This is a genomic window from Kitasatospora sp. NPDC086791 (assembly GCF_040685975.1).
GTDB lineage: Bacteria > Actinomycetota > Actinomycetes > Streptomycetales > Streptomycetaceae > Kitasatospora.
Genome location: NZ_JBFBOC010000013.1, coordinates 101,278 through 123,965, shown reverse-complemented (window position 1 = coordinate 123,965; position 22,688 = coordinate 101,278). Strand labels below are relative to the sequence as shown.

19 protein-coding genes are annotated in these 22,688 nt (G+C 74.0%); 7 read left to right on the top strand and 12 right to left on the bottom strand.

What is annotated here, in order from left to right; genetic code table 11:
* Positions 1-2: 2 nt before the first annotated feature.
* From AB0Q99_RS19705 to AB0Q99_RS19680, 6 genes are all read right to left on the bottom strand, one after another.
* The gene (locus AB0Q99_RS19705; protein WP_363573462.1) at positions 3-1,772 is read right to left on the bottom strand and encodes a condensation domain-containing protein; all 1,770 of its coding nucleotides are present in this window, start codon (positions 1,770-1,772) and stop codon (positions 3-5) included.
* Positions 1,773-1,817: 45 nt separating this feature from the next.
* Entirely contained in the window at positions 1,818-2,036 is a 219-nt protein-coding gene (locus AB0Q99_RS19700) for an MbtH family protein (protein ID WP_363573460.1), read from the bottom strand.
* Positions 2,037-2,419: 383 nt separating this feature from the next.
* A complete protein-coding gene (locus AB0Q99_RS19695; protein ID WP_363573458.1) occupies positions 2,420-2,962 on the bottom strand; it encodes a DUF4303 domain-containing protein in 543 nt (180 codons plus the stop codon).
* 163 nt (positions 2,963-3,125) lie between these two features.
* A complete protein-coding gene (locus tag AB0Q99_RS19690; RefSeq protein ID WP_363573457.1) occupies positions 3,126-5,219 on the bottom strand; it encodes a hypothetical protein in 2,094 nt (697 codons plus the stop codon).
* Positions 5,216-6,517 (bottom strand): ATP-grasp domain-containing protein, encoded by a 1,302-nt coding sequence (locus AB0Q99_RS19685; protein WP_363573455.1) that lies wholly within the window; start codon positions 6,515-6,517, stop codon positions 5,216-5,218. The genes AB0Q99_RS19690 and AB0Q99_RS19685 overlap by 4 nt, the downstream gene beginning before the upstream one ends.
* On the bottom strand, positions 6,514-8,928 hold the full coding sequence (locus tag AB0Q99_RS19680; protein ID WP_363573453.1) for an amino acid adenylation domain-containing protein: 2,415 nt from the start codon (positions 8,926-8,928) through the stop codon (positions 6,514-6,516). The genes AB0Q99_RS19685 and AB0Q99_RS19680 overlap by 4 nt, the downstream gene beginning before the upstream one ends.
* A 488-nt stretch (positions 8,929-9,416) precedes the next feature.
* Here AB0Q99_RS19680 and AB0Q99_RS19675 point away from each other — a divergent pair, with 488 nt between their 5' ends.
* From AB0Q99_RS19675 to AB0Q99_RS19660, 4 genes are all read left to right on the top strand, one after another.
* On the top strand, positions 9,417-10,097 hold the full coding sequence (locus AB0Q99_RS19675; protein WP_363573452.1) for a 2OG-Fe dioxygenase family protein: 681 nt from the start codon (positions 9,417-9,419) through the stop codon (positions 10,095-10,097).
* Positions 10,098-10,214: 117 nt separating this feature from the next.
* Positions 10,215-10,502 carry a phosphopantetheine-binding protein gene (locus AB0Q99_RS19670; protein WP_363573450.1) on the top strand — a complete coding sequence of 96 codons (288 nt, stop codon included), beginning with the start codon at positions 10,215-10,217 and terminating at the stop codon, positions 10,500-10,502.
* Between the two features lie 45 nt (positions 10,503-10,547).
* The gene (locus AB0Q99_RS19665; protein ID WP_363573448.1) at positions 10,548-11,966 is read left to right on the top strand and encodes a hypothetical protein; all 1,419 of its coding nucleotides are present in this window, start codon (positions 10,548-10,550) and stop codon (positions 11,964-11,966) included.
* A gap of 493 nt (positions 11,967-12,459) precedes the next feature.
* A complete protein-coding gene (locus tag AB0Q99_RS19660) occupies positions 12,460-13,437 on the top strand; it encodes a ParB N-terminal domain-containing protein (RefSeq protein ID WP_363573446.1) in 978 nt (325 codons plus the stop codon).
* A 110-nt stretch (positions 13,438-13,547) separates the two neighbouring features.
* Here the strand turns inward: AB0Q99_RS19660 and AB0Q99_RS19655 are convergent, their stop codons facing one another.
* Positions 13,548-13,952, bottom strand: a complete 405-nt coding sequence (locus AB0Q99_RS19655; RefSeq protein ID WP_363573444.1) for a hypothetical protein — start codon at positions 13,950-13,952, stop codon at positions 13,548-13,550.
* Between the two features lie 406 nt (positions 13,953-14,358).
* On the opposite strand from AB0Q99_RS19655, the gene AB0Q99_RS19650 reads away from it, so the two are divergent.
* On the top strand, positions 14,359-15,816 hold the full coding sequence (locus AB0Q99_RS19650; RefSeq protein WP_363573442.1) for an LCP family protein: 1,458 nt from the start codon (positions 14,359-14,361) through the stop codon (positions 15,814-15,816).
* A gap of 105 nt (positions 15,817-15,921) precedes the next feature.
* Here the strand turns inward: AB0Q99_RS19650 and AB0Q99_RS19645 are convergent, their stop codons facing one another.
* The 4 genes from AB0Q99_RS19645 to AB0Q99_RS19630 form a co-directional block, all read right to left on the bottom strand.
* On the bottom strand, positions 15,922-16,581 hold the full coding sequence (locus AB0Q99_RS19645; RefSeq protein WP_363573440.1) for a zinc ribbon domain-containing protein: 660 nt from the start codon (positions 16,579-16,581) through the stop codon (positions 15,922-15,924).
* A gap of 95 nt (positions 16,582-16,676) precedes the next feature.
* Positions 16,677-16,994 carry a hypothetical protein gene (locus AB0Q99_RS19640; protein ID WP_363573438.1) on the bottom strand — a complete coding sequence of 106 codons (318 nt, stop codon included), beginning with the start codon at positions 16,992-16,994 and terminating at the stop codon, positions 16,677-16,679.
* A 151-nt stretch (positions 16,995-17,145) separates the two neighbouring features.
* Positions 17,146-18,174: a signal peptidase I gene (lepB, locus tag AB0Q99_RS19635; RefSeq protein ID WP_363573436.1), complete on the bottom strand. Its 1,029-nt coding sequence runs from the start codon at positions 18,172-18,174 to the stop codon at positions 17,146-17,148.
* A 63-nt stretch (positions 18,175-18,237) separates the two neighbouring features.
* Entirely contained in the window at positions 18,238-18,834 is a 597-nt protein-coding gene (locus AB0Q99_RS19630; RefSeq protein WP_363573550.1) for an XRE family transcriptional regulator, read from the bottom strand.
* 84 nt (positions 18,835-18,918) lie between these two features.
* Between AB0Q99_RS19630 and AB0Q99_RS19625 the strand changes: the two genes are divergently transcribed.
* Positions 18,919-19,311, top strand: coding sequence for a hypothetical protein (locus AB0Q99_RS19625; protein WP_363573434.1), 393 nt, complete (start codon positions 18,919-18,921; stop codon positions 19,309-19,311).
* A gap of 19 nt (positions 19,312-19,330) precedes the next feature.
* Here the strand turns inward: AB0Q99_RS19625 and AB0Q99_RS19620 are convergent, their stop codons facing one another.
* Entirely contained in the window at positions 19,331-20,896 is a 1,566-nt protein-coding gene (locus AB0Q99_RS19620; protein WP_363573432.1) for a hypothetical protein, read from the bottom strand.
* A 426-nt stretch (positions 20,897-21,322) separates the two neighbouring features.
* Between AB0Q99_RS19620 and AB0Q99_RS19615 the strand changes: the two genes are divergently transcribed.
* Positions 21,323-22,657, top strand: coding sequence for an FAD-dependent monooxygenase (locus AB0Q99_RS19615; RefSeq protein WP_363573430.1), 1,335 nt, complete (start codon positions 21,323-21,325; stop codon positions 22,655-22,657).
* The last annotated feature ends 31 nt before the right edge of the window (positions 22,658-22,688 follow it).

Here is a 22,688-nt window from a genome sequence, read left to right as displayed (position 1 = left end):
CGCTACGCGTCCCGGCCGGCGCCGCCCGGCGCCGTGGGCCGGCGGGCGATCGGCGGCAGCGGGTCCGTGCGGTCCGTACGGTCCGGCGCATCGAGCCGGCGGGCGACACCGGCCACCGTGGGTTCGTCGAAGAACTCCCGGACGCCGAACCTGACTCCCAGCACCGACCGGATCCGGCTGACCAGCCGGGTGGCCGCCAGGGAGTGCCCGCCGAGCAGGAAGAAGTCGTCGTCGACCGCGACCGGCGTCCGCTTGAGCACCTCGGCGAACAGTCCGCACAGGGTCTCCTCCAGCGGCGTGCGGGCCCGGTCGGCCGCCCGGTCCGCCGCCGCGACGGACTCCCGGGCGGGCTCCCCGGCGGGCTCCCGCGGCGACGGGACGGTCGCCCGCTCGGCCCGGCGCGGCTGCCGCGCAGCCCGGTCCCGGTCGAGCGGGAAGCGCAGGTCGGCGCGACCGATCGGTGCGTCGGGGTCCGCGACCGCGGCTTCGAGCAGGAGCACCAGGCCGCGGGCCAGCCGCTGCGCGGTCTCCCGGTCGAAGAGGTCCACCGCGTAGGCGAGGGTGCCGTCGATGCCGCCCGGCCCACCCGTCCCGGTACGGGTCCGGTTCAGGTCGAAGACGAGGTCCAGCGTCCCGCTGCCGGTGTCGATGCTCTCGTGGCGGGAGCGCACGTCCTTCAGCCGCAGCGCGTTCTCCACCCCGTCGGAGAACGCGATCGAGACCTGGTGGAGCGGGTGGCGGTCGACCGACCGTTCCGGGTTGAGCGCGTGCACCAGCTTCTCGAAGGGCAGCTCCTGCCGCTCGAACGCGGCCAGGTCGGTGTCCCGGACGCGGCTCAGCAGTGTGCGGAAGCTCGGGTCGCCGGAGGTGTCGGCGCGCAGCACCAGGGTGTTCACGAAGAAGCCGACCAGGTCGGTCAGCGCGTCGTCGCCGCGGTCGGCCACCAGGGTGCCCACCGGGATGTCCGTCCCCGCTCCCAGCCGGGTCAGCAGCGCGGCGATCGCGGCGTGCAGCACCATGAACAGGGTGGCCTCGCCGTCCCGCGCCGTCTCCTCCAGCCGGCCGTGCAGTCCGGCCTCGATCCGGAACGGGACGGTGTCGAGCGCCCGGCTGGACACCGGCGGCCGTGGGCGGTCCACCGGAAGCTCCAACTCCTCGGGCAGCCCGGCCAGTTCGTCGCGCCAGTGGGCCAGCAGCCCGGTCAGGGCGCTCTGCGGGTCGTCCTCGTCGCCGAGCGCCGCGCGCTGCCACACCGCGTAGTCCCGGTACTGGACCGGGAGCGGGGACCACTGCGGTTCGGCACCGGCCAGCCGGGCCTCGTAGGCCCGGTCCAGGTCCCGCCAGAACGGTCCGGCCGACCAGGCGTCCCAGACGATGTGGTGGAACACCAGCAGCAGCACGTGCTCCTGCGGCCCCAGGACGAACAGCCAGGCGCGCAGCGGCCGGTCCGCCGTCAGGTCGAAGCCGCGCCCGGCGGCCTCGGCCACCCGCTCCCGTACGTCCGGCTCGCTCGACGCGGCCACCACCAGGGCCGGCCGGCCCTCCGTCGCGGGCAGCACCTGCTGGCACGGGTCGCCGTCGACCAGTGGGAACACCGTGCGCAGGATCTCGTGCCGGACCACCACGTCCCCGAGTGCCGCCTCCAACGCCCCGGCGTCCAGCGGACCGGAGAGCCGGAACGCCTCCGCCGAGTTGTGGGCTGCCGAGAATCCCTCGACCTGGTTCAGGAACCAGAACCGCTCCTGCCCGAAGGACAGCGGCACCGCAGCCATTTCCCCCTCCTTCTGCTGCCGAGTCGAGGCAGCCCGCAATCGACCTCAGGCGGTCGGGATCACCGGCGGATTTCCGACCGGGCGCTGCGGCCGCAGGTCCTGCCAATTCCTCTCGATGAATTCGAGGCAATCCGCCCGGCTCGCCTTCTGTCGGGCGATCCGCCAGCCCGCGGGCACGTCGAGGAACTCGGGCCAGAGCGAGTGCTGCCCCACCTCGTTGACCAGAACCACGAAGGAGGCCTCAGGGTCTTCGAACGGGTTCATTTCTCTCCTCCACCTGTCTTTCCGTGCCCCGCGATCCCCCGTCGGCATCGCCTCGGGGCCGCCTCGCCATCCCGACCACTACATCCGACCGGGCCGGGCGTGCACAAGCATTCCCCGACCCGGCGGACGACACCGTTCAACCGCGACGTTCTGTCAGTTGCACGGCACTGTGCGGCATTTCCGGATGTCCGGCATTCGCCGGCCGAATTCCCGGTCCTGCCGCCGGGTCGCCGCCCGGCCGTCCCGCCTGCTGACCCGTCACGGCGGCCGGCCGGGCTGATGCGTTCTCAAGCGGCGAGAGCGGGCCGGGCGATCGTGTGCTCGGGCCGTGACCGGTGGTGATCAACTGCAGCGGCGGGTCCGCCCAACCGGCCTGGCGCTCCCTACGGTTGTGCTGAGGCCGCCTTGAGCCGGCGGGCGAACCGGTCGGCCTGGTCCGGCGGGTTGAGGCGGCGGATCCACTCCGCTTCGCGCGCCGGGTCCTCGTCGTCGGGGTCGGAGACGGCGAAGACCACGACGTGATCGGTGCCCGGGCCGAAGGTGCCGGCGGCGGCGAGCGATTCGAGCGCCCCCACACACGCCTCGTACACGGTGTCCCGGAACCTCGTGAATTCCGCGCCGTCGTCGTCGGGCCGCGCGGCGTGAAGTCGCCGGCAGATCGACGCGAACTGCTCGGCGGCGACGCCCTCCATCGCCCACTCCGCCGGAGTCCACTCGTAGTAGTCCGCCTCGGCCGGGCTCTCCGCTCGCAGTTGAGCCAGGTTTGAGACGGTATTGACTGCGCAGCACACCGTCATCGCGCCGGCGTCGGAATACAACGCGTACCCGCAGTAGTCCGCAGCCGGACGGGCATCGAGCAGCCCGAGGAAGGCTGCCCGAGCCGCCCGCTCCACCTCCACCCGCAGCCGTCCCTCACCGTCAGGCACGACGGCACCAGCCGGCACAGTGCGATCCCATGGCACCAGTATCCCCGGATCCCCGGCCCGAGGACGACCACCGAACGTGACATCGGAACCGGTCGTACTCGCGGGAGTTCAAACCGGCCGCTGACAACCGGGACAGGTGGTCGTCCCGCCGGCTGAGAACGCATCAGCCCTGCGCAGGCCGGACGGCGACCGGACGGGAGGCGCTGTGGACCTGACCGCCGGCCACCACGACGGCCCGGACGGCGTGTTCGGGGTGCGCGAAGGCGTGCTCCGCCACCTCGACCTCGGCCCGGACCCGGAGCGGGCTTCCGGGCACCAGGCGCAGCCGCTGCGGCTCCGGCCCGGCCAACCCGTGGACGGCGCCCCTGGCGACCTGGACCAGCACCGCCGCCGGAAAGCCCCCCGCCGGCCCCTCCGCCAATCCCTCCGCCGGCTCCTCGGCCGAGGGGTCGGCCGCCGTGACCGTCACCTCGACCGTCACCGTGCCCGGACGCGGCCAGACCGGCGGGCAGTCCACGGTGATGTCGTGGATCGGCGAACCGGCCGGGAGGTCGAGCACCGGCCCGCAGCTGTGGCAGGCCCGGACCTCGCGCACCAACCGGGGGTGGGCCGGATGACGGCCCGTCACGGTGGCCGTCGGCCCGCCGCAGTACCGGCAGCGCACGGTGCCGGGCACGGCCGTCGTCTCCAGGAAGTCCTCCCAGACCTCGTTCAGCGAGGACTCGCTGACCTGCCCGAAGTCGTACAGGTCGAGCGCGACGCCGTACTCCGCCTCGGCCACCCGCTCCAGCAGCCGCTCCACCGGGTCGCCGTCGGCGTCCGTCGCCACCACCGACGGGTCCCCCTTGAGCACGGCCACCGCCGTGGTGACCCGGGCGTCGAGCTCCGGCAGACCGTCGGCCGGCAGCAGCCCGGCCAGCGGCAGCTCGCGCAGGGCCCGGATCGCCCGGCCCGCCTGCCGCAGCCGGGCCCTGGTCCCGCCGTCCCCGGCCGGTGCGGTCCGGTCGACCAGCGCGGCGAGGTCCTCCAGCCGGACCGGACCGGCCCCGGGGACCGGCACCACCCACGGCAGGCCGAGCACCAGGTAGTGCGGCACCTCCCGGCCGGCCGCCTGCCGGTTCAGCAGGATGCCGAGCCGGCCCACGTCGGCCCCGGCCGCCGCGGCCCGGTGGGCGAGGCGGTTGAGCCGGACGTCCGGGACCATCCGGTGCACGGCCCCGATGAAGGCCGCCGCGGTGCCGTGCGCGAAGGCGTTGGTCAGCTGGTAGTCGGCGGCCACCAACCCGTGGCCGGGCCGCCAGGACATGCAGCTGTTGGCGAGGACGACATCGGCGCGGACCTCCCGGGCCGGCACGACCCCGGCCGCGTCCACCCCCGGGCGGAAGCACTGCCCGGTGAAGGCGCAGCTCGGCGCACCGGCCGGCGCCGGGGCCTGCCCGGCGGCCGCCCGGTCGCCGACCGCGCCGCAGACCACGGTGTCGGAGAGGACCAGGCCGTGCTCGCGCCCGGCGACGGCGAAGGAGACCAGGCCGTGCCGGCGCCCGGTCAGCAGTGGTGCCACCACCTCGGCGCGGGCGTCGGCGCCCGTCACCCAGTGCACGCCGGGCGTGTCCGCCCGCTGCCCGTCGCCCCACGGGGCGACGCAGAGCTGCGGGTGGTCGGGCGGTGTCCGCAGGCCGCAGCCGAGCCCCTTGGCGATCAGTCGGCTCAGCTCGCCCAGGTCCCGGCCGAGCACCACGCCGAGCGCCGCGTCGCCGTGGCCGGCGCGGCGGAGCGCCGCCGTCGCGTCGAGGGTGCCGAGCACCAGGTCGAGCGACAGCTCGTCCGCGAGCGCGGCCAGCACGACGTGGTCGACGCCGCCCTCGGCGCCGCTCGCAGGGGCGTCCGTGCGGGCGTCCGCGAGAGCGTCCGCGAGGGTGGCCGGCTCCCCGGGCGCCCAGCCGGTGAACGTCCCTCCGACGCGTTCCGCGAGCGCTGCCGCCACCGGGGCGGCGGCCGAGCCGGGCGGTGCCAGCACCAGCACGCCACCGGCCGGGCCGGGCGGTGCCGCTTCGTTCGACAACCGCGCGGCAGCGCCGAGTTCGGCGGAGTCGGTGAGCACGGCGAGTTCGGCGAGTTCGGCGAGTTCGGCGGACTCGGTGAGCGCGGCGGACCGGTCGCCCGCCCCCGTGTACACCGGGATCCGCGCCCGGTCCCGCAGCGCGTCGAGGTAACCGGCCAGGTCGGGGTGGGCCGAGAACGGCGGGCCGACGGTCACGGCGCCACCGCGGCCGCGTCGACGGTGAACCCACCGGGCCGCCCGACCCGGGAGGCGATCCGCCGCACCTCCAGGTGATCGGCGGCGACCCGGGCCGGGTCGGGGTCGGCGAGCACCGCCACGCCGAGTTTGTGCGCGTCCATCAGGTCCAGCGTCTCCGGCACCTCGTCGCCGTCCTTGACGTTGACCTTGAGGTGGCAGCAGCTCGGCAGTTCGGTGATGGCGTTCAGACCGTCGATCCCGCTGATCGGCCCGGCCGAGCGGACCGAGAAGAAGACCACCAGGACGGTCATCTCCAGGGAGTAGTCGAGCCGGACCGCACCGTCCCCGGCCAGGTGGCGCACCGCGCGCTCGATCAGGTTGTCACCGGTGGCCAGTTGGCAGGCCCACGGCTGCGCGCCGCCCGGCGGCCGGGCGTTGACCTCCATCAGCAGCGGCCCGCGGTCGGTGACCATGACCTCGGTGTGCGCGACGCCGAACCGGACGCCGAGGGCGTCCAGCACCTGCCGGGTGTACCGCAGGAGTTCGTCGTGGCCCGGCGCGTCGTGGGGCACGAACTCCATGCTCTCGTAGATCGCCATCCGGCCGTCGGCCGAGTGCTTGCGGTACCGGACGATGTCGGTCACGGTGTGCACGCCGTCGTGGCTGAAGGTGTCGACGGCGTACTCGACGCCGGTGACGTACTCCTGGAGGACGACGTCGGTGAGCCGGATGCCGTGCCGGCTGACCGCGCCGGCCAGGCCGGTGACGGCCTCGCGCCAGCCCGCCCCGCCCGGGTGCCTGGTCACGCCGTCGGTGCCGGACGCGTTGGCGGGCTTGACCACGAGGTCGCGCCCTTCCAGCCCTCGCTCACGCAGCCAGTCGGCGGCCTCCTGCGGATCGCGGACGCAGATGGTCTCGACGACGGGCAGTCCGGCGGCGGCCACGGCGGCGTACATCTCGCCCTTGTGCCAGCGGGCGGCGGCGAGTTCGGGCCGGTTGGCGCGGTCCGGGGTGAGTTCGGCGGCGAGCCGGTCGGCGAGCCGGACGCCGTGCTGCTCGCCCGGGAGGATCGCGACCGGCGCCAGCTCGCGCAGCCGGTCCAGCACCGGGTCGAGCAGCTCGGGGGTGATCGGTGCCGCGTCGTCTGCGCCGTACTCCAGGTGGTGGTCGAAGTCCTCGGCGCGGAAGGAGGCGGCCAGCGGGGCGGCCGAGCGCAGGGTGACCCCGCAGGTCGAGAAGCCGGCCCGGCGCAGCGCGGGCGCGTACATGTTGCCGGAGGAGTAGGGCTCGACGATGACGACGACGGGCCGGCTCACTTCGCCCCCCGGGCTGCCGTGCGGTCGATCCGGGCCGCCAGCAGTTCGACCGTCGGGCATTCGAAGATGTCGCCGATCAGGACCCGCTTGCCCAGCGCGGTGCGGACCTTGGAGATGACCCGGGTGGCCAGCAGGGAGTGGCCGCCGAGGTCGAAGAAGTCGTCGGTGACCTCGATCTGCGGGATCGCCAGGACCTCCCGCCAGATGCCGAGCAGCGCGGCGGCCGTCCCGGACGGCTCCGGCACCCCGGCCGCCGTCGTCGCCTCCTCCGCCACCTCCGAAGCCTGCTCGGCCTGGTCGGGCATCGTCAGGGCGGCGCGGTCCAGCTTCCCGGTCGGGGTGAGCGGCAGCGCGGACCGCAGGACGAAGCGGGCCGGCACCATGTGCGCGGGCAGCAGTCCGGCCGCGTGCGCCCGCAGTTCCTGCGCGGTCGGGGTGCGGTCCGGGTCCCGGGGGACGACGTGCCCGACCAGGCTGCGGCCGGTGCCGTCCTCGCGCACGGTGACCGCGACCTCGCCGACCAGCGGGTGCTCCAGCAGCCGCGCCTCGACCTCGCCCGGCTCGACCCGGTGGCCGCGGATCTTCACCTGGTGGTCGGCCCGGCCCAGGAACTCCAGCGAGCCGTCCGGCCGGTGGCGGGCCAGGTCGCCGGTCCGGTACATCCGGCTGCCGGGTTCCGGGCCGTACGGGTCGGCGACGAAGCGTTCGGCGGTCAGCCCGGGCCGGCCGGCGTAGCCGCGGGCGACGATCGGTCCGCCGACGTACAGCTCCCCGATCACGCCGGTCGGGGTCGGCTGGAGCGCCTCGTCGAGCAGGTACACCGAGGCGTCCGTGATGGGGCGTCCGATCGACGGCAGCTGCGGCCAGTCGGCCGGGTTCCCGCGCAGCCAGTGCGTGGTGGCCACGCTGGTCTCCGAGGGGCCGTAGCCGTTGCGCAGCACGCAGCCGGGCATCTGCTCCAGCCACCGCACCAGGTCGGGGGCCATCACCAGCTGCTCGCCGCCGGTGACGACGGTGCGCAGCCGGGTGGTGCGGCGCCCGTCCGGGCGGGCGGCCCAGTGCGCGATGTTCAGCAGGCCGGAGTAGGGCGCCTCCAGGTGTTCGATCGCCTCGTGTTCCAGCAGGTCGAGCAGCGCCTCGGGGTCGCGCCGGACGGCCTCGTCGGGCAGCAGGACGAGGCGGGCGCCGGCGTGCCAGGCACCGAAGATCTCGCAGAACGACGCGTCGAAGCTGAGCGCGCTGAACTGCAGGACGTGCGCGCCGGGTTCGATCGCGGTCGCGGTGACGTACCAGTCGAGGATCCGGACCAGCGCGCGGTGCGGCATGGCCACGCCCTTGGGGCGGCCGGTGGAACCCGAGGTGTGCATCAGGTAGGCGAGGTCCTCGCCGTGCCCGGGGGTGTCGGGGTTGTCGGCCGGGTGGCCGAGGAGGTCGCAGTCGGCCAGGTCGTGGACCTCCCGGCCGTCGGCCGGCCCGGCCAGCGCGGCCGTGTGCGGGGCCTCGGTCAGCACCAGCCGGGGGGCGCACTCGGCCAGCGCCTCGGCGGTGCGGGCGGGCGGCGCGGCGACGTCCAGCGGCACGTAGTAGCCGCCCGCCTTGAGCACGGCCAGCATGGCGGTGAGCATCGCGATCGTGGAGCCGCCGTAGAGCGCCACCGCGACCTCCGGCCCGACCTTCCGCTCGCGCAGCCAGTGGGCCAAGCGGTTGGCCCGGGCGTTCAGTTCGGCGTAGGTGAGCGACTGCCCGGCCTGCACCAGCGCGACGGCCTCGGGCGTCCGCTCCGCCCAGGCCTCCACCAGCCGGTGCACCAGGACGGTGGTGGGCTCCGAGGAGCCCGTGCGGGACCACTGGCCGAGCAGCAGGGCCCGTTCGGCGGGCGGCAGCACGACCGCCCGTCCGATCGGGGTGGCCGGTGCGGCGACGAGGCCGGCCAGCAGGGTGTGCCAGCGTGCCGTCCAGCGCTCGACCTCCTCCGGGTGGTGGTCGATCCGGGTGTGCGGGCCGTCCGGCGCCCGCAGGACGGTCAGCGCGGGCGACTGCTCCGGGCCGTCCGCCGTCCCGGCGCCGGGGCGCAGCTCGATCCGCAGGTCTGCGGACGGGTCAGCGGACGGGTCGACGGGCTCGACCGGGGCCTGCTTGCGCAGCCGGGCCAGCAGCTGGGCGAAGGACGGATCGCCGGTCAGGTCCAGGCGGTGGACACGGGTGCGCGTCGGCTCGCCCGCACGCACCGTCACGGTCGGCTCCTGGTCGCCGCCGTGCCGCAGGGCGAGCACCGCGAACGCGGCGAGCAGCGTCAGCTCCAGCGGGACGTCGTGCACCCGGCTCAGGTCGGCGAGCCCCTCGGTCAGTCCGTCGGGCAGCCGGACCGTACTGCTGGTCGTGGCGGGGTCGAGGCGGTCGGCCATGGCCATGTGGCTCCTTCAGGTGTCGGGTCGAGGGGCCCGGCGCGCCGGGGCGGGTTCGGCGCCCGCGCACCGCATCACCTCGCTGGAACGACGGGTCGGACGACGAGTTGCTCCGGGCCGGAACGGCGGAACGGCCGGGGGGCGGTGCGAGGGAATGAGCGTCGGCCGGAAGCCAGTAACGGCGAGGGCCCGAACGTTCGTCAAGGACGGCCGATTTCCACCGGCGGGCGGGCAACTGACAGCCGCTGGCAGTTGCACGGACGCGGTTGCACACGCCGCCCGGGTCAGCCGCTGCCGCCGCCCGTCACTGCCGCTGCCACTGCCACTGCCCGTCACTGCCGGCCGGACGGACCAGGGCGGACGCCCCCGGCCCGCCAGCGTAAAGGGCGAGCATAGGTGAATTCCCGCGCGAATTCCATCGGCGTACAACGCACCCCCGCCGCTCGATCCGACGACTCTTGACAGCGCCTCGGTCCGCGATGAGTCTGGGCAGAATGGATGAGCCAATCTTTTCGCTTGGCAATGTTCGCGAGGATCCGCTCTGGCATTCCGACGACTGGGACGCATTCAGTCGGTTCTGGGAGGATCTGCCACTCGATGCGCACATGGGGGACGGGGGAACGTATCGGCGCCGGAAATACTCCACGATCTCGCACGAACTCGACGGCGGCACGATCCGGCGGCTCGACCACGGGGGATTTCTGCAGAGCAAGGAGATCAACCGGCTCAACGGCGGCGTCGTCCGCCGGTTCGAGCCGGTCGACCCCGGGCTGCTGGACACCGTCGTGCTCCGCCGGCTGCTGGAGCGCTTCGCCGGGCACCTCGCCCGGACCGCGCCCGGCGACCGGCCGGCTCCCCCGGTCCGCCGGGTGAACATCCATCAGCACCGGATCACCGCGACCGGGGCGGAGTCCGGGAATCCGACTCCGGAGGGCCGGCACCGGGACGGCGTCGAGCACATCGTCATGATGCTGGTCGCGCGCCAGGGGGTCTCCGGCGGGTCCAGCACCCTGTACGACAACGCCGGCACGCCGGTGCTCACCCACACCCTGACCGAGCCGGGCGAGTTCATCTTCCTGGACGACCGCACCTGCCTGCACTCCGCGTCACCGGTGCGGTCGGCCCCGCCGGCCGTCGAGGGGCACCGCGACATGTTCTTCCTCGAGTTCTGCTGACCCCGGCGACCGCGCCTTCCACGCCCCGCCCCAGGGCCCCGGACCCAGCACCCCACCCCCGGCACCCCGCGCTCTCGACACCCCACCCCCGTAGCCCTGTTGACGGAGACCGCCGCCATGAGCCCCGCACACCCCGCCCCCACGCCCACCCGTGACCTCGTCCGCGCGATCTGGTGCGACATCCTCGAACTGGACCGGGTCGACGACGAGGAGAGCTTCTTCGTCCTCAGCGGCAAGTCCGTCGACGCGCTCCGCCTGGTCAACCGGATCCGGAGCGTCTTCGGGCTGGCGATCAGCGTCCGGACCGTGATCGAGGCGCCGACGGTGGCCCGGCTGACGGAGGCCCTGCGGTCGGCGCCGCCCGCCCCGGCCCGGCCGAGCCTGACGGAGCGCGGGCAGTCCTGAGCGGCCGCCGGCCGGAGAACAGCACCACCAACGGGGGAGACGGGGATGGAGATCGATCACTGCGGCGCGCCCGAACGCTCGGGCCTCGGCCGCGCCTACCGCGAGCACCTGGCCCGCGCGGCGGTCCGGGTGGAGGACCTGACCAGGGGGGTCGACGCCAGCCGGCTGCTGCGGATCACCTACCACGGGCGGTTCCTGCCCACGCCGGTGTTCCTCTCCGCCGCCGAACGGGCCGCGCTGGCCGAGGACCTGGGCACGCTCCACCGCCTGCTGACCGGACTGCCCGAGCGCCGCTTCGGCGGTGACACCGGTGCCTTGGCCGAAGCCCTCGGCGTGACGGCCCCGCAGGCGCGGCTCGCCCGCCGCGCCGCGACCGGGCCGCCGCCGGCCCGGCTGGCCCGCGCCGACCTCTACCGCGCCGCCGAGGGCTTCCGGCTCCTGGAGCTGAACATCTCCAGCGCCCTCGGCGGGGCGAACAACGCCTTGCTCAACCGGGCCCTGCTCGACCACCCGGCACTGGCCCGGTTCGCCGCCGAGCACCGGCTCGGGTACGTCGACACCGTGCGGCACCTCGCCGCGATCGTCCGGGCCGAGTGCGGTCCGCTGCCCGAGCGGCCGGTGGTGGCACTGGCCGACTGGCCGACGAACTTCGCCACGTTCGAGCTCTGGCTGCACGTCTTCGCCTCGCTGCTGGACGAGGCGGGGATCGAGGCCGTGCCCTGCCACGTCGGGGAGTTGGTCGAGCGCGCGGGCCGGCTGGAGGTCCAGGGCCGGCCGGTGGACGCCGTGCTGCGGATGTTCCTGATCGAGCAGGTCCGCACCCCGCAGGACGAGGCCCTGCTGGAGCCGCTGCTGCGCACCGTCGAGTCGGGCGCGGTCCGGCTGATCAGCCGGCTGGACGCCGAACTGTACGGCAACAAAGGGGCGCTGGCCCTGCTGTCGGACGACCGCCACCGCGACACCCTCGACGCCGCCGAGCGCGCCTGCCTGGACCGCCTCCTGCCGTGGACCCGCTTCCTGCGACCGCGGCTGCGCCTCCCGGACGGCTCGGTGGGCGACGCGGAGGCCTACGCCCGGGCCGAGCAACGGAACCTCGTCCTCAAACCGGTGCTCTCCCACAGCGGCATCGGCGTCCTGCCCGGCTGGACCGTCCCGCCCGCGGAGTGGCTCGACCGCGTCCGACGGGCGGTCGGCGGGCCGTACGTGCTGCAGCGGCGGGTGACGCCGGTGCCCGAGGTGTTCCCGGCACCGGACGGCGGCGAGCGGGCGTTCCACCTGAACTGGGGGGTGTTCGTCACCGACCCCTCGGTCACCGGCTCGGACGGGTACGGCGGGTGCTACCTGCGGGCGAGCGACGCCCCGGAGGCCGGCGTGATCACGGAGTCCCCGGACGGGTGGGTCGGCTGCGTGTTCCACCAGGAGGCCGCGCCGGGCGGCGACGGCGACGTGCCCGCCCGACGCTGATCGCCAGTCGCTGACCGACCGGCGCCGCCCGACCCGATCCCGGCCCATTGGCATTTTATTCCCGCAACGCCCGAGATCTTCCCGTGATATCTCCGACCGAGCACAACCGGCGCGATTCGCCCAAAATCGACCGGCCGGATCGTGCCGGTTTGGCGGCGAATTTGCTGGGTACCCGCCGCGACCACCGACCGACCCCGCCCACCAGCGCAAATGAGGCCCGACGAGACCGTTGTGGATCTCTCTTGACATGCTTGCGCCTGCAAATTACGCTCCGATAAGGAGGTGAATCACGCCCGGGGGCACCGGAAGTCGCCCCACGTTTTTACCGCAGGTCGCCCCACCCGACATGCCGCCACATTCAGGCGAATTCAATCGCCGATAATTCCCCGCAGTTTCCACTCGTCCTGTGAAGGTGAAATTGCTCAGCGAAGGGCGTTCGACCCCCACGACAGACAGTGCCGTACTGATCGCTCGCCGTTCCTGGAACATGACGGTGGAAACCGTCCGGATCGACCGGCTCCGGCCGGCCGACTCCCCACGGCTCGACGGCGAGGACCCCGACCACATCCGACTCCTGACCGAATCCGACGCCGCCCTCCCGCCGATCCTGGTGCACCGCGGATCGATGCGGGTCATCGACGGGATGCACCGACTGAGGGTGGCCCAGGCACGCGGTGACTCCGAGGTGCCCGTCACGTACTTCGACGGCACCGAGCTGGAGGCCTTCATCCGTGCCGTCCAGTTGAACGTGACGCACGGGCTGCCGCTCACGCTCTCCGACCGGGAGTCCGCCGCCACCCGGATCCTGGAGTCCGGCGGCGGCTGGTCGGACCGGGCCGTCGCCCGGATGACCGGCCTCAGCGCCCCCACGGTCGCCCGGATCCGGGCCAGTGCGCTGCCGGACCACCGGCCCGAGGACCAGGCCCGGATCGGCCGCGACGGCCGGGTCCGTCCCCTGAACACCGCGGCCGGCCGGCGGCGCGCCGGCGAACTCATCGATGCCGAGCCGAACCTGAGCCTGCGCGAGATCGCCAGGCGCGCCGGGATCTCCGTGGGGACCGCCCGGGACGTCCGCAACCGCCTCAGCCGCGGCGAGGACCCGGTCCCGGCCAGGTTCCTGCCCGGCCCCCACCCCGCCCGCCCGACCCCGGACAGCGCGGCCGGACCGCTCGACCGGCCCCAGCCCCCCACCACCGGTCCCGACCCGATGGACGGGTCCTACGTCTCGGATCTCACCAGCCTGCAGAAGGACCCGTCACTGCGCCTGACCGGCAGCGGCCGTTTCCTGCTCCGCTGGCTCAGCTTCCACGCCATCAGCCAGGAGAAGCGCGCCAATCTCATCAGATCGCTCCCGGCCCACAACAAGGCCCGCATCGCCGCCATGGCGAAATGCTGCAGCCGCTGGTGGGCCGAATTCGCCGACGACGTGGAACAGCAGCAGGAATGCCGGGAGATTCCGAAGACCGGCTGACCCCGCCCCGCCACCGGGCGGGCGCGAAAAGACCACCGCACGGCTCCGGGTCCGGAGCCGTGCGGTGGTCTTTCGGCGGGACGTCGCTCGTGCCGCCCGCGCCCGTCCGGCTACTTGCGGCGGCCGAAGATCCGCTTCGCGGCGTAGATGATCCCGAAGACCAGCAGCGCGATGAACAGCACGATCAGGATGATCACGACCAGCAGAAACTTGCCCAGCTTGGCGAAGAAGCCCTTTTTCTTCTTCTCGTCCTTGGCCGCGAGGTGCGCGGCATCGGCACCCGCCCGGTCGGCGGCCGAGGCGACCGAGGCGACCGAGGCGACCGGGGCAGCCGGGGCAGCCGGCGGGACCGACCGGGCACCGGGGTCGGACGTGCCGGGTGCGGCGGCGGCAACGGCAGCGACGGTTCGGGGTGCGGCCACCGCCGTCGCGCTCGACGCCGCGGCGGTCAGGCCGACGGCGGCCAGCAGTGCCACCAGGGCGCCGGCTATCGAACGTGCGATCCGGTGAGTCATCGTGCTCCTCGTACGGGTTCGGGGCTGCGCAGGCGAGCCCGGTCGGCCAATTCTCATGGTCTGACCAGGTGGTTTTCTCATCCGCGGCTAGTATGCTCCACTGAAGTTCTACAGCGGTGTAAAAGTTTAGCGACGGGCCCCGCCCGATCGGCTCCGGCCCCGGGCCGCGCAAGCCCACCGCTCCGACGGGGATTCCGTGGCAACTGTGGAGGATGACGACGTGCCTGGCCGCAAGGGTTCCCCTGACGCCGAAATTTCGCCGCACCGGGCGGGCGGACGCCGGGCCGCGGGCCGAAAGGCCGCTCCGGACCGGGGCGAAAGGGATGCAGCCGACATAGCGGACGACCGTCCGGCGGGCCGGGGGAAGAAGAAGCCCAAACGCAGCACCAAGGAGAAGGTCCTCTGGGTGACCGCCGGCTGCACCGCGCTCGCGGTCCTCGGCGGCGGCGCCCTCTACTACCGCCTGAACAGCAACATCTCCACCTTCGACCGCGATGCCGTCAGCAAGAACCGCCCGGATGCCGCGGCCCCCGACGCCCAGGGCCGCACCCCCGTGAACATCCTGCTGATCGGTTCGGACAGCCGCGGCAACGGCAACAACGACCTGGGCGGCGGCGGGGACGGCGGCGCCCGCTCGGACACCGCGATCCTGCTGCACGTCTACGCCGACCACAAGCACGCCGTCGGCATCTCCATCCCCCGCGACTCCCTGGTCACGATCCCGTCGTGCAAGCTGCCCAACGGCAAGTGGACCAAGGAACAGACCAACGCGATGTTCAACAGCGCCTTCTCGGTGGGCGACACCGAGCAGGGCAACCCGGCCTGCACCCAGAACGCCGTCGAGAAACTGACCAACCTGCGCGTCGACCACACCATCGTGGTCGACTTCAACGGCTTCGCCGCGATGACCAAGGCGGTCGGCGGCGTCGAGGTCTGCCTGCCGAACGACATCCACGAGGGGGACCTCAACCCCAATCTGGGCCACAAGGGCAAACTGCTCTTCGCCAAGGGCAAGCAGAAGGTCGAGGGCCAGGCCGCGCTCGACTACGTCCGGGTCCGCCACGGCATCGGCGACGGCTCCGACATCGGCCGCACCAAGCGCCAGCAGGCGTTCCTCTCCTCGCTCATCAAGGAGGTCAAGTCCCGCGGCATGGACCCGGCCGCCCTGCTGCCGCTCGCCGACGCCGCCACCAAGTCGCTGACCGTCGACCCCGACCTCGGTTCGGCCGCCAAGCTGCTCGACTTCACCATGTCCCTCAAGGACGTGGACCTGCACGACGTCAAGTTCCTCACCACACCGTGGCGCTACGAAGGCCCGCGGGTCGCCCTGGTCCACCCGGACGTGGACCAGCTCTGGGCCGCCCTCAAGGCGGACCGCACCATCGACGGCCAGGACGCGAGCGCGCCGGCCGCCGCCGGCTCCACCCCCACCGCCGGGGCCACCCCCACCCCGACCGCCGCCCCGGACGCCAGGGCCGCCGAGGTCAAGGTCTCCGTGCTCAACGGCACCGGCGAGGCCGGGCTCGGCGGCAAGGCCGCGGAGACCGTCAAGGGCGCCGGGTACACCGTCACCACCGTCGGCAACGCGACCGGCAAGGCCCGCGGCACCACCGTCGTCGAGTACGGCACGGGCGAGCACGACTCCGCCGCGGCGGTCGCCAAGCTGTTCCCGGGCGCGAGCGTCCAGCCGGGCGGCCACGGCATCAGCGTCGTCCTCGGGCACGACTTCGCCGCCGCCAACCCGGCGGGCGGCGCCGGCTCCTCCCCCGGCACGACTGCCGCCCCGGCGCCGCTGCCCACCAGCGTCAGCGGCACCGCCCGCTCGGCGGACGACGACCCCTGCGCCAACGTCTCGTACGGCTGAGCCGGCGGCCGGCGCCGCGCGCTCGGCCCACCCCGCACACGACGGCGGGGCGCCCCCGGGACCGCTCGGTCCGGGTGCGCCCCGCCGTCTCCGTGCGGCGCCGCGTCAGCGTCTCGTCCCGCAGGTCGGGCAGAACGCGGCACCGTCCGGGACGTCCTGGTGACAGCTCGTGCACTGGACGGGCTGCGCCAGGCGGAAGCCGCACCCCGGACAGAACGGCGTGCCGTGCGTCTCGGTCCGGCACTGCGGACAGACCAGCTGGCGCGGCGTGTTGACGTCGAACCCGGCACCGGCCTGCTGGCCGGCGCTGTACGCACGCTCGGTGACCATGTCGTTGAGGCCGCGGTGCTGGGCCGCCTGGGCCTCCGCCGCGGTGTCCGGGGCGCAGTTGAAGCAGAGGCCCTGCCCAGGGTTGAAACAGCGGCCGCAGACGTAGTGGGTGCACCGGGCGCAACGGTTGAAGTGCGTCTGGGCGTTGGCGATCGCGCGCTGGAAGGCCTCGTCCCGCGAGGTGCCCCAGGTGTGGCCGGCCAGACCGTCGGCGGCGTTGCTGATGGTGTTGGCACTGCCTCCGATCAGGTTCCAGGCCGCGTTGACGCCCTTGCCTATCCACCCTGCCATCTGACCGGTCCGGAACGCCTCGAACGGTGAGCGCCAGGTGTCCGAGCAGCGGTAGCAGTAGAACTCGAACTGGAACCCCGCGCCGGTGCCGTGCTGCTCGCACAGGTCGCGGTAGTTGTTGCTGAAGTAGATCTCCGAACTCACGTCGTCCTCGGTCCGTGAAGTGGTGTGTCGGCGGTCGTCCCCAGGGACGACGGGGCTCGCCGAACGGTTCCGCCGAGTATGGCCGATCCGGCTGCTCAGAGCCCCGACACCGGCAGCAGCAGCACCCGTGCCGGGTCGAACCGCTCCCAGCACGCGGGTCGGCCGCTGCGGCCGACCCGCAGCCGGCACCAGCGGCGGCCGGCCGCGTCCTGCCACCAGCCGCTGATCCGGCCGAGCGCCCAGCGGCCGTCGCCGAGGTCCACCTCGACCGGCTGGTAGACCCACTGGACCTCGCGCTCGGCCGGGTCGACCCTGCCGTCCCGGGTTTCCCCGGGCTCCTGCTCGGCCCGGGCCTCCCGGTCGCTCCCGCCCGCCGTCTCCCCGGCGTTCCGGGGACCGCACTGACTCTCCATCACGGCTCCGCCTCCCGACCCGGCCCCGGCCGGGCGGTCACCCGGTGCGGGGCGGCCGTCGCGGCCGGGGTGCAGCACACCCTCCGGACTCTACAGGCGTGTAGAGAATGGCGGGAGGGATTCCACCGAACCTGGCCGGGCCGGGCCGGGCTCAGCGGCCCTTGCGCGCCGACCGTCGGCGCCGCCACAGCGCCACCGGCACGACCCCGGCCAGCGCGAGCGCCGACGGCGTCGTCGGGGCCGTCGGGGCCGTCGGCGCCTCGACCGGGGCTCCGGCCGCACCGGCCGGCACCTTGTCGAAGGTGTCCGGCACCGGCAGGGTGGACCAGTCCGACAGCGGCCACGCCACCACGAACGCCCGGCCGACCACGTTGTCCACCGGCACGAACCCGTCGCCGTTCACGTTGTGGTGCCAGCGGGAGTCCCGCGAGTTGTTGCGGTGGTCGCCCATCACCCAGAGCTTGTCCTTGGGCACGGTGACGGTGCCGACCGGGTCGTTGTCGCACGGCGTCGAGCCGGGGAACAGGTACGGCTCGTCCAGCGCGACGCCGTTCACCTTCAGCGGGCCGCCCGCCTCGCACTGGACGGTGTCCCCGCCGACCGCGATGACCCGCTTGATCAGGTCCTTCTCGTCCGCCGAGGGCATCAGGCCGACGGTGCTCAGCGCCTTCTGGACGGAGCCCGTGAAGGAGTCGCCGTCGGCCGTCGGAGCCCCCTCCAGCCAGCCGCCCGGATCGCGGAAGACCACCACCTCCCCGCGCTCCGGCTTCGCACCGAACCACGGCGTGAGCTTGTCCACCAGCACCCGGTCGCCGATCGCCAGGGTCTGCTCCATCGAACCGGAGGGGATCGAGAAGGCCTGCACGAAGAAGGTCTTGATGCCGAGCGAGAGCAGCAGCGCGATCACCAGCAGGATCGGCAGCTCCTGCCAGAACGGGCGCTTCTTCCGCGGGCGCTTCGCCTCCTCGTCCGGCTCCTCCCCCGAGGCCGCGCCGGAAGCGGTGCCCACGGCCGCGCCCGGGCCCGAGGTCTCGCCTGAGGTCTTGCCCGAGGTCGAGGCCGTGGTCGGACCCGTTTCCGAGGCCGCGCCGGCGCCCGCACCCGGCCGGCCGTCCCCGGCCCGGTCGCGCTCCCCGGCTCCGTCACTCTCGCCGGACTCCGCGCTCTGCTGCACACTCATGTCCTCGGCCCCTCCCGACGGCCAGACGGGAGCCACGTAGAAGACCCCCTGTCAGGAACGAACCTACCGAACAGAGGTTCCCGGGCGCGCCCGGACGTGCATGCGCTCGCCCTGCGGGCCGAAGAGGCTGAGGAACTCCACCGGCTGGGGCCCCGCGTTGCCGAACGCGTGCGGGGTCCGGGTATCGAACTCGGCGGCCTCACCGGCCGTCAGCACCAGGTCGCGCGAGCCGAGCACCAGCCGCAGTCGGCCGGACAGCACGTACAGCCACTCGTAGCCCTCATGGACCTTCAGCTCCGGCTCGGGCTCGGTGTTCCGGCCCGGCGGGACGATGTGCTTGAAGGCGTGCATCCCGCCCAGGTGGCGGGTGAGCGGGATGATCGTCTGCCCGTTCCTGGTCACCGGACGCGGGTGGATCCGCGGGTCGCCGGTGGCCGGGGCGCCGACCAGTTCGTCCAGCGGCACCCGGTACTCCCGGGCCAGCGGCAGCAACAGCTCCAGGGTCGGCTTGCGCTGTCCGGACTCCAGCCGGGACAGCGTGCTGAGCGAGATGCCGGTCGCGGCGGCCAGTTTGGCGAGCGTGGTGCCGCGCTCCCGGCGCAGCGCCCGCAGCCGGGGGCCCACCGTGGTGAGGACGTTCTCGAACTCTTCGTCGACCATGTCTGCCATGTGCCGCCACGGCAAGGGTGTTTGTCAATCCGGCAGCTGGGTGAGGACCGCCCGGATGCGGCCTATCCTCGCGTCATGCGTATCCTCCTCACCCGGGACGGCGTCGCGGCGGGCGACGACGCCGACGCCCCGCACGCCGAGGTCCTCCTCCCCGACGGCCTCGACCTCCCGGCGGCCCTCGTCGCCCTCGGACTCCCCCGGCCCCGGCTGCCGCTGATCGGTGGCGGCCGCGCCACCTGGGTGGTGCGCGCCGCCGACGGCACCCCGCTCGCCGTCCTCGCCCAGCAGTGGCCGGAGCCGCGCCCGCTGCCGGCCGGCCTGGGCCCGCTCGCCGAACTGGCCGAGCCGACGGGGCCGGCGGGACCGGACAGGCCGGAGGGTCAGGACGCCACCGTCCGGCTGCACGTCGAGTACCGGCGCCAACGGGACCCGGACACCGAGTACGAGCGGCTCGGCCGGTCCTCCTGACCCGTCCCGTCGGAAGCCGCTACCGGTACTCGCGCAGCCGGGGCCGCACCCCGGCCGCGGTCAGGCCGAGCGCCACCGCCAGCACGCCCGCCGCCAGGGCCGCCGTGGTGCCGTCCAGGTCGTTGTCGGTCTCGGCGACCGCCCGGTCCATCGCGCCGGAGTTGATCGCGATGGTGTCCCCGATCGCGTTGCCCAGCTGCTCGAAGTCGTAGTTGGACTGCCCCTTCGAGAGCCCGGTGTTCAGGGTGACGGCCTCCTTGAGCTTCCCCGCGGTGCGCAGCTCGCGGATCCTGCGGTCGGTCAGCTGGTACTGCTGGAAGGTGTCCAGCACGTGCTCGGCGGCCTCCCGCTCCCCGGCGAAGGTGATGTTGCGCAGCTCGCTGCCGAGGTAGCCGCCGAAGGGGACCACCGTGTGGTCGGCGCGGTACCGCCCGGCCGCCTCGGCCAGCCGGGCGTCGTAGTCCGCCAGCGTGGTGCCCTCGATGCGCGCGATCGCCTGGGTCTGCTCCAGGAAGATCTGCTCGTACGCGACGGCGCGGGTCGGGTCGATGAGGTAGCGGCTCTCGTCGGCGTTCATGTCGAACGCGACGGCGCGGGCCCGGCTGAGCGCGATCACCGAGTCGTAGGCGTTGCTCTTGGCGGTGACCAGGTGGTCCTCGGCCCGGCCCGTCAGGTTCAGCCCGACCACCAGCGCCGCACCGGTCAGCAGCGTGACGGCGGCCAGCGCCGGATTGACCACCCGGCGGAAGCGCACGGCGAGGGCCCGCTGGAGGCCCACCAGCACGGCGAGGGTGGCCACGCCGACGGCGAGCAGCCACCACCAGCCGCTGCCCAGGGCATCGCGCTGCTGCTGGTAGACGCGCTCGACGACGGCGTCGTTGCCGACGGTGACCTGGTCGGCCGCGGGCAGCAGCTGCCGGCGCAGCAGGTCGGTGGCCTGCCGGTAGGTCTCCAGCGCGGCCGGCGCGGGCTGCCCGGCCGGGGGCCCGGCCTGGTCCTCCAGCAGCTCCGCCCGGGCCACCAGGGCCTCGTAGCTGCCGAGCCGGCCGAGCACCAGTTGGACGGCGCGCTGCGCGGCCGGGTCGTCGGCGGCCGCCTGGGCGGCCTGCTGGAGGTCGTCGTCGGCCTGGGCGCGGCGCTGCTCGTAGGTGTCGAGGGTCTGCTTGCGCAGCGTCGTGTAGTCGGGGTCGGCGCCGACCAGCAGCAGGTTGGCGGCCTGGGCGTCCATGTCGCTGAGCGCGAAGTAGAGGTCGGCGGCGCGGGTGGCCTGCGGGGCGGCCCGGTGGCCGATGGCGTCGGTGCCGTCGCGGGCCCCGGCCAGCACGGCCGTGGCGGTGACACCGAGGCCGAGCAGGGCGGCCAGGCTCAGTGCGGTGAGGCCGCGCACCAGGCGCGGGGTGGTCCAGTAGGCGCGGCTGCCGACCGTTCGGAGCCGGCGGCCGGCCGTTCGGATGCGGTGGCCGACTCGGGCCGCGGAGCCGACCCGGGCCGGGGCGCCGGGCGGGGCGGGTTCCGCTCCCTCCGGCGGCCTGTCCGGGGTCTTCTGCTTCGAGCCGGCCGCCCTGCGCTGCGTGGAGGTCGCCATGACCACCGTCCTTTTCCCCCGTGGCACGGTCTGCCGGGGCTCCCGGACGCACCGGCCGAGCCGGGCGCCCAAGACGAGCCCGAGCGCAGAACCGTTTCTCTGTGCTGCCTGGTCTTCCGCCGCGCGACGCTAGTCCCGTGCCACTGCCGCAAGGCCTCCCCTGACGCCTCCTTGACGCCGCCGGGCAGCGTTCTTGACGCTTCCTTAGCGCCCGGCCCCGACGCCTGGCCCCGACGCTCGGCCCCGAGGCCCGGCCTCGACTCTCGGCGGCTACCGCCACCGCCGGACGCCCCCGGGTGCGCGGCGGGCGCGGGCTTGCGCGCTCCCGCGTACGACCGGAGCGGGCGTCAACAGCGCCCGGGTGCACCGGCATTCGCCGAGGTGAGGCGATCGTGGAGCTCCTCCCGCACCACTACGCTACGTGTCATGACTTCTTCGGAGAGGGCCCCCGGGCGGGGTACGGCGGTGGTGATCGGCGGCGGGCTGGCCGGGCTGGTGGCGGCCTGGGCGCTGCGCGGCTGCGCCGAGCGGATCGTCGTGGTGGAGCGGGACCACTACCCGGCGGAGGCCGCGTTCCGGGCGGGCGTGCCCCAGGGCCGGCACGCGCACCTGATCCTGGAGGCCGGGCACCGGGCACTGGAGGAGATGATGCCCGGGATCACGCAGCGGCTGACCACCGCGGGCGCGCTCCGGGTGACCGCCTCGGAGGTCAAGTGGCTCAGCTCCGCCGGGTGGATGGCGAAGTACCCGGCGCGGATGGCCTTCCTCTCCTGCACCCGGCCGGTGCTGGACCAACTCGTCCTGGAGCGGGTCCGCACCGAGACCTCGATCGAGTTCCTGGAAGGCACCGACGTGGTCGGCCTGCTCGGCTCGGCCGGGGCGGTGACCGGGGTGAAGGTCCGCGAGCGGGGCCCGGAGCGCGGTGAAGTCCGCGACGTCCCGGCCGAGTTGGTGGTGGACGCGGCAGGCCGTTCGACCTCGGTGCCGAAGTGGCTGACCGAGCTGGGCTGTCGCCCGGTGCCCGAGGAGCGGGTGGACGCGGGCGTCGCCTACACCTCCCGGCTGTTCCACCGCCCGGCCGGCGTCGACCTCGGCGGTCAGGCGGTCTACCTGCAGACCAAGGCGCCGGACGCGCCCCGGATGGGTGTCCTGCTGCCGGTCGAGGGCGACCGCTGGATCGTCAGCCTCGCCGGGATGCGCGGCGCCGAACCGGAGCCGGGCGAGGAGGGGTTCGCCAAACACCTGGCCGGACTGCGCGACCCGCTGCTCCGCGAGGCGCTGCGGGACGCCGAGCCGGCGAGCGAGGTGCGCGGCTTCCTCCCCGGCCCGGGCGTGCGGCGGCACTACGAACGCAGCTGCCCGGACGGCCTGGTGGCGGTCGGCGACGCCGCGAGCACCTTCAACCCGGTGTACGGCCAGGGGGTCACCGTCGCCCTGTTCTGCGCCCAGGCGCTGCGCCGCACCGCACTGCGGCACGGCGGGATCGGCCATGCCGCAGCCCGGAACGCGCGGCGCGCCGTCTCGGCGGCCTCGAAGAACCCGTGGGTGATGTCCAGCGCCGAGGACGCCCGTTTCGACACCACCACGGGCGCGCCGTCCGGCGTCCTGCTCAGGCTCCAGCACCGCTTCCTGGACAGGGTGATGGCCGGCGCCACCCGCAACCCGCTGGTCACCGCCGCGTTCCACGAGGTGCTGTCCCTGGTGGAGCCGCCCTCACGGCTGTTCCACCCGTCGGTGCTCAACGCCGTCCTGCGGGGCTGAGCCGGCCCGGGCGGGCGCACCCGCCCGCCCC